10 protein-coding genes, 1 tRNA gene and 1 pseudogene are annotated in these 11986 nt (G+C 73.0%); 9 read left to right on the top strand and 3 right to left on the bottom strand.

Going from position 1 to position 11986, the window contains the following annotated elements; genetic code table 11:
* Positions 1–859: 859 nt before the first annotated feature.
* Positions 860–1258, bottom strand: a pseudogene (locus tag ABD211_RS04635) (shikimate dehydrogenase); the annotation flags it as partial.
* 307 nt (positions 1259–1565) lie between these two features.
* Here ABD211_RS04635 and ABD211_RS04630 point away from each other — a divergent pair.
* Positions 1566–1640 (top strand) — tRNA-Val (locus ABD211_RS04630).
* Between the two features lie 50 nt (positions 1641–1690).
* Here ABD211_RS04630 and ABD211_RS04625 read toward each other — a convergent pair.
* Positions 1691–2284 carry a fibronectin type III domain-containing protein gene (locus ABD211_RS04625; protein WP_344126548.1) on the bottom strand — a complete coding sequence of 198 codons (594 nt, stop codon included), beginning with the start codon at positions 2282–2284 and terminating at the stop codon, positions 1691–1693.
* A gap of 262 nt (positions 2285–2546) precedes the next feature.
* Between ABD211_RS04625 and ABD211_RS04620 the strand changes: the two genes are divergently transcribed.
* The 8 genes from ABD211_RS04620 to ABD211_RS04585 all read left to right on the top strand — a co-directional run bounded on the left by ABD211_RS04620 (position 2547) and on the right by ABD211_RS04585 (position 11453).
* Positions 2547–3920, top strand: a complete 1374-nt coding sequence (locus tag ABD211_RS04620; protein ID WP_344126546.1) for a pyridoxal phosphate-dependent decarboxylase family protein — start codon at positions 2547–2549, stop codon at positions 3918–3920.
* Positions 3917–4501: an HAD-IA family hydrolase gene (locus tag ABD211_RS04615; RefSeq protein WP_344126543.1), complete on the top strand. Its 585-nt coding sequence runs from the start codon at positions 3917–3919 to the stop codon at positions 4499–4501. Before ABD211_RS04620 ends, ABD211_RS04615 begins: the two co-directional genes overlap by 4 nt.
* Positions 4502–4539: 38 nt before the next feature.
* Positions 4540–6342, top strand: coding sequence for a glycoside hydrolase family 6 protein (locus ABD211_RS04610; protein ID WP_344126541.1), 1803 nt, complete (start codon positions 4540–4542; stop codon positions 6340–6342).
* A gap of 45 nt (positions 6343–6387) precedes the next feature.
* Positions 6388–6957 (top strand): TetR/AcrR family transcriptional regulator, encoded by a 570-nt coding sequence (locus ABD211_RS04605; RefSeq protein ID WP_344126539.1) that lies wholly within the window; start codon positions 6388–6390, stop codon positions 6955–6957.
* 9 nt (positions 6958–6966) lie between these two features.
* A complete protein-coding gene (locus ABD211_RS04600; protein WP_344126537.1) occupies positions 6967–8208 on the top strand; it encodes a cytochrome P450 in 1242 nt (413 codons plus the stop codon).
* Between the two features lie 221 nt (positions 8209–8429).
* A complete protein-coding gene (locus ABD211_RS04595; protein ID WP_344126535.1) occupies positions 8430–9599 on the top strand; it encodes a sensor histidine kinase in 1170 nt (389 codons plus the stop codon).
* A gap of 43 nt (positions 9600–9642) precedes the next feature.
* Positions 9643–10818, top strand: coding sequence for a hypothetical protein (locus ABD211_RS04590; RefSeq protein WP_344126533.1), 1176 nt, complete (start codon positions 9643–9645; stop codon positions 10816–10818).
* Positions 10788–11453 (top strand): DNA-binding response regulator, encoded by a 666-nt coding sequence (locus tag ABD211_RS04585; RefSeq protein WP_344126531.1) that lies wholly within the window; start codon positions 10788–10790, stop codon positions 11451–11453. Before ABD211_RS04590 ends, ABD211_RS04585 begins: the two co-directional genes overlap by 31 nt.
* A 7-nt stretch (positions 11454–11460) precedes the next feature.
* Here ABD211_RS04585 and ABD211_RS04580 read toward each other — a convergent pair.
* A partial coding sequence (locus ABD211_RS04580; RefSeq protein WP_344126529.1) for an aggregation-promoting factor C-terminal-like domain-containing protein occupies positions 11461–11986 on the bottom strand: 526 nt, incomplete at its 5' end.

Genomic DNA, 11986 nt, shown 5'->3' with positions numbered 1-11986 from the left:
GGGTGGATCGGGGTTATGGAGGTAGCGTGGCCGACCGCTGCTTCGCCTGTTGTGCCCCGTTGGCGAGGCCGAGCCCCGCTCCCTCACCACATGTGCACAGTTGGCGAGGCTGCGGGCCGCGGAGCCCGCTACATGTGCACAGTTGGCGAGGCCGCGGGCCGTCTCCCTCACCACATGTGCACAGTTGGCGAGGCAGCGGGCCGCGGAGCCCACCACATGTNGAGGGCCGCGGAGCCCGCTACATGTGCACAGTTGGCGAGGCCGCGGGCCGTCTCCCTCACCACATGTGCACAGTTGGCGAGGCTGCGGGCCGCGGAGCCCGCTACATGTGCACAGTTGGCGAGGCTGCGGGCGGCGGAGCCCACCACATGTGCACAGGTGGCGAGGCCACGGGCCGTCTCCCTCACCACATGTGCACAGTTGGCGGGGTTGGCCCCCGGCACTCGCTACCCGTGCACCGTTGACGAGCGCCGTTGGAGTGTCCGACCGAGGTCGTGGCCGCACCGGGTCCGGGCCGACCCGCCACCGCCGCGACCCTCGCGGGCCGCCCAGGCGGCCACGCCCACGTTTGGACCGTTACGCAGGCAATTTCGCGCTGAGTTCCAGGCGTAACGGCCCAAACGTCAGCGGGTCTCACGCGGTCGNCCGACCCGCCACCGCCGCGACCCTCGCGGGCCGCCCAGGCAGCCACGCCCACGTTTGGACCCTTACGCAGGCAATTTCGCGCTGAGTTCCAGGCGTGACGGCCCAAACGTCAGCGGGTCCCACGCGGTCGCGGTGACAGAATGTCCGGGCAGGAGTGCGAAAGTCGAGCGGCCGCTGTGCCGGCCAACGGATCCATACTCCGCGTGGGATGCGGTCAGCGGCGGGCGGCGGCAGCGGCGAAGAGGGCCTCGCCCATCGCGTCGACGGGGGCCGTGACGCCGGTGAACAGCTCGAACTGGCCGACCGCCTGGGCGAGCAGCAGGTCCAGGCCGGACACGACGCGCACGCCGGCGGCCTGCGCGGCGGCCGCGAGCGGGGTGGGCCACGGGTCGTAGATCGCGTCGAAGAGCACGGTGGCCGCGGTCCATCCGATCGCGGGGGCCAGCGGGTCGGCCACGCCCTTGGGCACGGTGGAGATCACGATGTCGGCATCGCCCACGCCCAGCGGGTCGTCGGCGGTCGGCCAGGGGGCGCCGCCCACGGCGACGCCCAGCTCCTTGCCGAGGGTCTCCAGGTCGGCGACCGCCTCGGGGCGGCGGGCGTGCACGGTGACCTCGGCCGCGCCCAGNGGCGGTGACAGAATGTCCGGGCAGGAGTGCGAAAGTCGAGTGCCCGCTATCCCGGCCTTCCATCCAAGATCCGGCGGTCGTGGGGGCGGTCGATCGCGACTTCGGCGCGGTGATCGCCACGGTGGCGGAGATCGCCAGCTGGTGTGCGGGATCCTCAGCACGCCGGCACGGGCCTGCGCTGCGAATCGTGCTCATGGGGCGGGTCCCAATGTGATTCGCGGCTGGCCAGCGCCGCACGGTACTCTGTCGACTCGAACGCCGACGGCCGCACCGGCCACGATCGGGCGATTCGGGCGCGTAGCTCAGCGGGAGAGCATCCGCCTTACAAGCGGAGGGTCGCAGGTTCGAAACCTGCCGCGCCCACCACAGTTGGCCAGCGCGCGAACCACCTCCACGGTGCCGGCGTGGTGGGGGAGCTACCGGCCGCCGCCGGTGGGGAGACGGATGGCCGGGGACCGGCCGATCATGACTTCCCGGGTGGCCGTACTTCTGGGGACCTTGACGACGGCGTCGAGCCAGAACACGTAGCTGGTGCCCGGGCGCAACCCGGTGATCGTGGCGCTGACCAGCCCGCAGCCCTTGAGCGGCGGCACGGTGATCCAGTTCAGCGGGGGTTCCGCGCTGCCGGCCAGATCCTGTAGCACGGCGGCGACGCGGTACGCCGTGACGGACGACTCGCCGGAGTTCTCCCAGCTCAAGACGGCCGAAGTCGCACTCGGTCGGACGGCGGGCGCGCTGAACGTGCCGGCCCGGATCTGGCCCGCGCACCGGGGGGTCGCCTCGGTCGCGGTCCGCGCCGGGGCGTTCGCGGACGGCAGCGGGGGCAGGGTTAGGTCCGGCGTCGGGGCGGCACCCTGGGCACTCGGCGCGGGCGAGGGCCGGGGGCTGCCCTTCCGGTAGATCTGCCATGTCGGCCCGGGCGCATCGGGTGTGCTGATCTCCGCGGCGGCGGTGTCGGTCTTGGTCAGGTCGATCATGGTGCACCCGGCCATCAGCGCGGCCACGGTCACCGCGACGCCGGCAGTGGCTGCCAGGCGGCGGCGTCCGTTCGGGGAAACGGGTCGACGGGCGGAACGCATATTCGCCCAGATCGGCGGCTCGGCGGCACAGTTGAGGTAATTGACCAACTGAACGCCCACGGCCGCGGCGCCGCGCCAGCGTCCGGACCACGCCCCGGCGGTCGTCGCACGCGAGCACAGTGGCCCGCTACCGCGCAGCCGGTCATCTGATCAGCGTCGGTGCCGACCGCCCGGCCGGCTCTACAGTGGATCGGTGGATGAACTGCGTCGCGCCGCTGAGCTGGCCGCCGAACACCTCGCGGGCGTCGTCGACCGGCCCGTATGGCAGCCGGTGCCCGCCGGCGCCCGGGCCTGGCTCGCCGACCAGGCCCTGCCGGACCGGGGCCGGCCGCTCGACGCGCTGCTCGACGACATCCGCGACCACGTGATGCCGTACCCCATGGGGAACGGTCACCCACGGTTCTTCGGCTGGGTGAACTCGCCCCCGTCGCCCGCCGGAGTAGCCGCCGCGCCGCTCGCGGCCGCGCTCAACCCCAGCTGCGCGGGTGGGGATCATGCGGGGGTACTCCTGGAGCACACCGTCGTCCGGTGGCTCGCCGAGCTCGTCGGGTTCCCGGGCGACGGGCTGCTGACCAGCGGCGCGTCCATCGCCACGATCATCGCGGTGGCGGCGGCCCGCCAGGCCGGCGCCCGCCGCGACGGCTGGGACCCGCGCGAGGACGGCCTGTGGGGTCGCCCGCCCATGGTCGTCTACGTCTCCGCCGAGGGCCACAGCTGCCTGCGCAAGGCCGTCGAGCTGCTCGGTCTGGGCGCCCGCGGCCTGCGGGTGGTGCCGGTGGACAGTGGGTTCCGCATGGACGTCACGGCCCTGCGCCGAGCTATCGAGGAGGATCGCCGCGACGGTCTGCGCCCGCTGTGCGTGGCCGCCAGCGCGGGCACCGTCAACACCGGCGCGATCGATCCACTGTCCGCGATCGCCGACCTCACCGACGAGTACGGCCTGTGGTTCCACGTCGACGGCGCCTACGGCGCGCTGGGGGCGGTCGTCGAGCCGGCCTTGTTCGCCGGGCTGGAACGCGCCGACTCGCTCGTGCTGGATCCGCACAAGTGGCTCGGCGTGCCGGTCGACTGCGGGTGCGTGCTGCTGCGCGACCGGTCGACGGCCCGCGACGCGTTCAGCCTGGTGCCGGCGTACCTGCGCGACGAGGGCGCCGGCGACTTCGGCTGGTTCTCCGAGTACGGGCCGGAGCAGACCCGGCCGCTGCGGGCGCTCAAGGCGTGGGCCACCATCGCGCACCTCGGCGCGGACGGCGTCGCGCGCCTGGTGGCGGGGACTTCCCGCATGGCCCACAAGCTGGCCGAAATGATCGACGAGGCGGACGACTTCGAGCGGCTCGCGCCGGTGACCACGTCGGTGGTGGCGTTCCGCTACCGCCCGAACGGCACCACCGATCTCGACGCGCTCAACCGGGCCATTCCCGCGGCAGTGCAGCGTCGCGGGCGCGCCTTCCTGACGGGGACCCGCCTCGGCAACGTCGAGGCTCTGCGCGCCTGCGTGCTCAGTCCGGCCACGACAAGCGCCGACCTGGGCGTACTCCTGAATGAGATCCGTGAGGTGGCGGCGTGAGCGTGACCCATCTTGTGGTTGACCTCGGCGGGGTGCTGTTCCGGTTCGATCACGCCAAGCGGCTCGACGTGCTGGCCGGCGTGTTCGGGCTGCCGGCCGGGCGGGTCCACGAGCTGCTGTGGGAGTCGGGGTTCAGCGCCGACTGCGACTCCGGGCGGTACGCGTCGGCGGCGCGGGTGCGGGCGCGGATCCGGGCGCTCGTCGGGTTCGACGGCGGCGACGCCGAGCTGGACGAGGCGTGGTGCTCGGCGTTCGAGCCGGACCCGGCGGTGCTGGCGACGGTCGTGGGTGGGCGCGGCGGGCGGACGCTGTCGCTGTTCACCAACAACGGGCCGCTGGAGGAGGAGGTGCTGCCGCGGTTGCACCCGGACGCGTTCGCGCCGTTCGACCATCTTTTCTTCTCGTGGCGGCTGGAAGGGCGCAAGCCCGATCCGGCGGCCTTCGCGGCGGTCGCGGCGGCCCTGGACGCGACGGGTGACGAGATCCTTTTCGTTGACGACAGCGCCGTGAACGTGGCGGCGGCCCGCGCGGCCGGTTGGCAGGGCGTCCGGTTCGACCGGTCGGGGTTAGAGTTGGCATAGACCGACGTCTACTCCTACCCGTCCCGAGGAGTCGCGCCATGAGGCTGCGCCGTGCCCTGTCCGTCCTGACCGCGGTGACGGTCGCCGCCGGGGTCACCGTCGCCGTCGCGGCGCCCGCCAGCGCCGCCGCCGGCTGTCGCGTCGACTACGCCGTCAACCAGTGGCCGGGTGGGTTCACCGCCGACGTCGAGGTGCGCAACCTCGGCGACCCCGTCAACGGTTGGACGCTGACGTGGGACTTCACCGCCGGCCAGGTTGTCCAGCAGCTGTGGAACGGCGTTGTCAAGCAGACCGGGCAGCGGGTGAGCGTCACCAACGCCAGCTGGAACGCGCGCATCGCCACGAACAGTTCGGCGCGCTTCGGTTTCCAGGCCAGATGGCAGGGGAGCAACCCGAAGCCGGCGACATTCACCCTCAACGGCACGGTGTGCACGGGCACGTTGGTGACACCCACGAGCGCGGCGCCGTCAAGCGCGGCGCCGTCGAGCGCGGCCCCGTCAAGCGCGGCGCCGTCAAGCGCGGCCCCGTCGAGCGCCGCGCCGACCAGTGCCGCGCCGACAAGCGGCCTGCCGTCCGACCCGCCGGTGGACAACCCGTTCCTGGGTGCGGCCGGCTACGTCAACCCCGACTACACCGCGCGCGTCACCGCCGCCGCCGACGCGGCCGGCGGCGCGCTCGGCGGGGCGATGCGCGAGGTGGGCCGCCAGCCCACAGCCGTCTGGCTGGACAGCATCGCGTCCATCACGGCCGGGCGCGGGCTGCGTGGCCACCTGGACGCGGCGCTGGCCCAGCAGCAGGCCGCCGGCAGGCCGGTGGCGGTCACGCTCGTCCTGCAGAACCTGCCGAACCGCTCGTGCGGCAGTCTCGTGCTGCCCGGCGAGCTGACCGTCGCCGACAACGGCCTGCAGAGATACAGGAGTGAGTACGTCGATCCGATCGCCGCTGTCCTCGCCGACCCGCGCTACGCGAGCCTGCGCGTCGCGGTGATCGTCGAGCCGGACTCGCTGTACTACCTGGCCTACGGCACCGGGACGCCCGCGTGCGCCGAGGCGGCCCAGTCGGGCGCGTACGTCCAGGGCGTGCGGTACGCCCTGAACAAGCTGGACCCGATCGCGAACGTCTACCCGTACCTGGACGCGGCCAACTCCGGCATCGTCGGCTGGGACACCAACTTCGCGGCGATCACGCAGCTGTTCGCGATGATCGTCGGCGGTACGACGGGTGGGCTGTCGAGCGTGGCGGGCTTCGCGCTCAACACGGCCAGCTACGTGCCGGTCGAGGAGACGGCGCTGCCCGACCCGAACCTGACGGTCGGCGGGCAGCCGCTGCGCTCGGCGCGCTTCTACGACTGGAACCCGATGTTCGACGAGGCGGACCTCGCCGCCGCGCTCTACCCGAAGCTGATGTCGCTCGGCTTCCCGTCCTCGATCGGGTTCGTCATCGACACGTCCCGCAACGGCTGGAACGGCCCGCCCGCGTCGCCGCCGGTGGTCCCGACGACCGTGGACGAGGCGGTGAACTACTCGCGCATCGACCGGCGGCTCGACCGTACGAACTGGTGCAACCAGGCCGGCGCCGGGCTGGGTGTCCGGCCGGTGGCCGCGCCGAAGGTCCACGTCGACGCGTACCTGTGGGTGAAGCCGCCGGGGGAGTCCGACGGGGTGAGCGACCCGACGCTGCCCGAGTACCGGCTGCTGGACCGGTGGTGCGAGCCCGGCCGTATCGGCCCGAGCGGGCAGGTGAGCGGGGCCCTGCCGAACGCCCCGCCGCGCGGCGGGTGGTTCCCCGCCGCGTTCACGCAGCTCGTGGAACGTGCCTACCCGCCCCTGATTGCCCGATAACGAACGCTCTAGCTCAACTAGAAGCAGGAGAGTACAGTTGCGAACATGAGTGTTCGCGTCCGCCTGGTGCGGGGTTCGGCCGCGTCGCTGCTCGACATCGCCGTCGAGGTGCTCGTGGCCGACCCCGCGGCGTCACTCGCCGAGGTCGCCGAGGCGGCCGGCATCGGGCGCACGACACTGCACAAGCACTACGCGACACGTGACGACCTGCTGCGCGCCGTCGGCGGCCGGTCGCTGGCGGCGTGGGACGCCGCGATCGACGCGGCCGAGCGGGCCGCGGGCGACGATGACGGCGGGCTGCTCGCGCTCGCCGAGGCGATGGTGCCGGTCGGGGCGCATCTGGCGTTCCTGTGGCGCAACCCCGTCTTCGACCACGACCCGGAGATCGGCCCGCGCTGGGCCGCCGTCGAGCTGAAGGCGCTCGCCGTGCTGCGGCGGGCCCGGGAGCGGGGCGTGCTGCGGGCGCACGTCGCCGACTTCTGGCTGCTGCAGACGTTCTATTCGCTGGTGTACGTCGCGGCCGAGTCCGTCCAGTCCGGACACCTCGCGCCCCGCGACGCGCCCGGCCTCGCCGTGGACACGTTCCTGCGAGGGCTGGGCCCAGCGTCATCCTGAGGGGGACGGATGGGTCAGATCAGTCAGTTCGTCAGCTTCACCGCCGGGCTCTACGGGCAGCGGCTCGGGCTCGCGTACGCGGGGTATGTGAAGCGCGACCCCATGGCGCTGCTGGGGTTGCGGCCGGGCCGCGACGACCCGTACGCCATCTACGAGCGGATGCGCCGGGCCGGCACGCTCGTGCCCACCCGGCTGGGCAACTGGGCCACCACGAGCCACCGCGTGTGCAACGCGGTGCTGCGCGACCGCCGGTTCGGCGTGCGGCCCGAGAACGAGCCGATGCCGCACCCGGACGGGATCAACATGTCGTTCCTGGAGCTGGACCCGCCCGACCACACGCGGCTGCGCCGGCTGGCCCAGCCGGCGTTCAGCCCGCGGCAGATGGCCGGCTACCAGCCGCGCGTCGAGCGCACGGTCGCCGGCCTGCTGGACGCGGCGCCGACGGAGTTCGACCTGGTGTCGACGCTGGCGTCCCCGCTGCCCATCGCGGTCATCACCGACCTGCTCGGCATCCCGGACGCGCGGACGGAGGACTTCGCCCGCTACGGCGCCGCGATCGGTGGCGCCATCGACGGCATCAGGTCGCTGCCGCACGCGCTGCGGCTGCAGGCCGCCCGCAACGAGCTGGGCACGCTGTTCGAGGACCTGTTCGCGCTGCGCCGCGAGCAGCCGGCCGACGACATCGTGAGCCGGCTCGTGGCCGCCGAGGGCGACCAGATCCACCCCCACGAGATGATCCCGATGTGCGTGCTGCTGCTCGTCGCCGGCTTCGAGACCACGGTCAACCTCATCGGCAACGCGGTCAACGCCCTGCTGGACAACCCGGAGCAGTGGAAGAGGCTGTGCGCGGACCCCGCGACCATGGCCGAGAAGGCGGTCGACGAGACGCTGCGGTTCGACCCGCCGGTGCAGCGCACCCTGCGGGTCGCGCACGAGCCGCTGGAGCTGGAGGGCAGGCCGGTACACAAGGGACAGTGGGTGGTGACGCTGATCGGGGCGGCCAACCGCGACCCGCAGCTGTGGGCCGACCCGGGGCGCTTCGACATCGAGCGCGAGCAGACCGCCGACCACCTGGCGTTCTCCGGCGGCATCCACTACTGCGTGGGCCAGCCGCTGGCCCGGCTGGAGGCGACGATCGCGCTGCGGGTGCTCGCCGAGCGGATGCCCGGCCTGCGTCGCGCGGGCGCCGTCCGCCGCCGCACCTCGAACACGATCCGCGGCCCGCTGCGCCTGCCGGTCCGGTCGGCCTGACGGCACGCACTCCGGATTGTGGTGGGAAGTCACCACTCCGCCGATGGGCCTCCGTCCGGTTGTCCCCCGGGCACCGGTCTGGACAGCGGAGGACGCGGACCGACCGTCGGCACGTATCGACGCCGTTACGTGGATTCCTTCGGTAACCCGGAAAAGATACGCTGCGCGCCGTAACGGTGACGTGACGCACGCGCGCGCGGAGTGGGGCAGGGGTCGATTCGTTGAGTGACGGCGCAGCCACGGTGGCGGCCGCCGGGCCCGTGCGGGTGATGACCGCGCGGGTCGGCGCGCTCCTGCACGTGGGCGAACTCGTCATCGGCGCCCCGCTGCTGGTGCTGTCGGCGGACCGGTCGGTGAACCGGGGCCTGCTCTACGCGACCATCGCCGGGTACGCGGTGTGGATCGCCGTGCACGCCCCGGTCGTGTGGCGCCGGGGCCTCATCGCGCCGATGGTGATCGGCGACATCGCGGTGACCGTCGGGCTGTGCCTCATCAACGGGCAGATCTCGCCGCTGTCCCGGGTGGACGAAGGCTCGGGCTGGGTGGCCACGATCGCCTCGATGACCATCATCGGCATCGCCATGGCGTGGCCGGCCCGGGCGGCGGTCCCCGCCGGCGTCCTGGTCATCGTCGCGTTCCAGGCGGGGTTCTTCGTCGCCGGCCTGGCCGGCAAGGGCCTCAACCACACGGCCATCATGGTCATCCAGGTCATCAGCGCGGTGGCCGTCCTGCGGGTGCTGCGCCGCGTCGACGCCGCCGCGTCGGCCGCCATCGCCGCCGAGCACCGCAGCCGGCAGGCGACCGAGGTGCAGGCGGCCCGGCGCGTCGACGAGACCGCCCAGCTGCGCGTCCTGCACGACACGGCGCTCACGACGCTGACCCTGGTCGGCATCGGCGCGCTGCCCGCCCGGTCACCCTCACTGACGGAGCGGGCCGCCGCGGACCTCATGGTGATCGAGCATCTCGCGGCCGCCTACCGCGAGCACAGCGAGGAACGATGGGTACGCCTCGACCAGCGCGTCGAGGCCCTCGCCGCCGATCCGCCGCTGGACCTGACCGTCTCGCACGACCTCGTGCCCTGCCACGTGCCCAAGCGCGTCGCCGAGTCGCTGGTGTCCAGCGCCGCCGAGGCGCTGCGCAACGTGGCCCGGCACGCCGGGGTGATGGAGGCCCAGCTCATCCTCACCACGGACGGCGGCCGGGTGCGGGTCGACGTGATCGACATGGGCAAGGGCTTCGATCCCGCCGCCGCGCCGGTGCACCGCTTCGGCATCCGGGAGTCGATCGTCGGCCGGATGGCCTCCGTGGGCGGGGCCGCCGACGTCGACTCGACCGTTGGCGTGGGTACGCGCTGGCGGCTGCACTGGCCCGCCGAGCGGGTGGCGGGATGAGCGAACGTAGTGAGCGAATCATCAGCGCAGCGGAGGCTGCGGGATGACGACCGACGCACGCCCGGCGGCGGGGTACGGGCACGGCTACGCCCGGGGGACGGCGCTCGCGGCGATCATCGTGGCCGCCGTATGGCACGTGCTGAACAACCTGTCCGGCACGATCGTCTACCGCGACGAGTACCGCACGCCGTGGCCGCAGCTGCCGCACGTACTGGTGCCGCTCGCGGCCTGGGTGGTGATCGCGGCCCTGATCGGTCTGGCGACCGCCGACCTGCTGCGCCGGCCGCACGACACGCCGCAGCTTTCCGCGCCCGCGGCCCCGGTCCTGGTCGGCGTCGCGCTGCTGCTGGCCGCCACGCTGGTGGTGTCGTCGTCGGCCTGCCCGAAAATCACCTTCCTGTCGGGCAACTGGGCGTGGACCGCGTTCGGCTGGCCGGCCATGCTGCTGCTGTGGCGCTCGCCGATCGGCTGGCTGCTCGGCGCGCTCGGCGTCAACGCCGTCGCGGTCATCGTCGCGATCTGGCTGACCCGCGACGTCGACCGGGTGGACGCCGCCCGGCTCGTGATCACGCTCTACGGCGCCACGGCGATCCAGATGGGCCTTTTCGCGGGCTGCCGGTTCATGCAGCGGGTCGCCGCCCGGGCGGCCGCGGCGCGGGCGGCCAGCGCGGAGCTGGAGACCCGCAAGCTGGTCGCCGAACAGATCCACGAGGCACGCCAGGAGCGCTACCACGAGATCGGTCACTCGATGGGCGAGATCCTCGGCGGACTGGCCGACGGCAGCAGCGACCCCGGGGACTCGGATGTGCGGCGGCGCTCCGCGGTCGCGGCGGCGCGCCTGCGTCGGCTCATCGCCGAGCGCGACGACACGGACAGTCCGCTGCTGCACGAGCTGCGGGCGTGCGCCGACATCGCCGAACGGCGCGGCCTGGTCGTCGGGCTCGAGGTCGTGGGCCGGCTGCCGGACCTGCCGGTCGTGGTGCGTCGGGCGCTCACGGAGGCGCCCATCCACCTGATGGCGGTCGCGGCCACGGACTGCCGCATCACCATCATCGCGATGCCCGACGAGGTCGAGGTGAGCGCGGTCGCCGACATCGCCGTCGGGATGCGGATAGACGAATCAGCGGGTACAGGTTCAGGCGGAGCCACGGGGGTGACGGTGAGCTGGAGCCGGGACGAGGAGGCGGTGTGGGTACGGACAACGTGGTGCGCGCGGTAACGGTCGCGGTCGTCGACGACCACGAGGTGGTCCTTGCCGGGGTGCGGGCCTGGGTGGACGCCGATCCGGAGCAGCGGCTGCAGCTCGTGGGGTACGGGGTGCGCATCGACTCGGTGCTCGCCGGCCCGGGACGGCGCGCCCACGTGCTCGTCCTGGACCTCGGCATCTTCGGCGAGTCGATGGTGTCGCGCATCGGCGTGCTCGCGCAGGAGCGGCGCGTCGTGGCGTTCTCGGCCGAGACGTCCGACGCCACGATCCGGGCGGTGCTGGACGCGGGCGCGTCGGCGTACCTGACCAAGCACGAGGGGGCCGACCACTTCATCGAGGTGGTGGCCGCGGCTGCCGAGGACCGCCCCTACGTGACGCCGTCGGTGGCGCGCGCGATGCTCGCCGACTCCAGCCCGAACCGTCCGGTGCTGTCCGCTCAGGAGACGCGGGCGCTCAAGCTGTGGTTCCAGCACCCCAAGAAGCACACGGTGGCCCGCGATATGGGCCTGTCCGTCGAGACGGTGGACCAGTACATCAGCCGGGCACGGATCAAGTACGCGACCGTGGGCCGGCCGGCGCCGAACAAGGCGGCCATGGTGGCCCGGGCGATCGAGGACGGCCTGATCCGGCCGGAGGACGTGCGCTGACGCGGGCTCAGTACCAGCCGTTGGCCTGCCAGAACGACCACGCCTGGCGCGGCGATCCGTACACGGACTTGATGTAGCCGAGGCCCCACCTGATCTGCGTCGCGGGGTTGGTCTGCCAGTCGGAGCCCGCGCTGGCCATCTTCGAACCGGGCAGCGCCTGCGGGATGCCGTACGCGCCGGAGCCGCTGTTGTAGGCGCGGTGGTTCCAGTGGCTCTCGTGCGTCCACATCGGAACGAGGGCGGACATCTCGCTGGTGGCGAAGCCGAACGACGGGAGCAGCGCGCAGGCGGTGCGCTGGTTGCCGCTGTAGGCCGAGCAGCTGGCGGGCGCGCTGAGAGCGAGCTTGCGCGCGGCGGCCTTTTTCGCGGCAGCGGCCTTCGCCGCGGCGGCCTTCTTCGCCGCGGCCGCCTTCGCGGCGGCGGCCTTCTTCGCGGCGGCGGCCAGGGCGGCCGCCTTCGTCGCCGCGTCGGCGGCGTTCGCCGCGACCTTCACGGCGGCGGCCTCCGGCGCCAACAGCCCAGCGAGCGGCACG

It is taken from the genome of Luedemannella flava, assembly GCF_039528515.1.
Lineage (GTDB): Bacteria > Actinomycetota > Actinomycetes > Mycobacteriales > Micromonosporaceae > Luedemannella > Luedemannella flava.
This window is presented reverse-complemented; position numbering and strand designations above follow the sequence as displayed.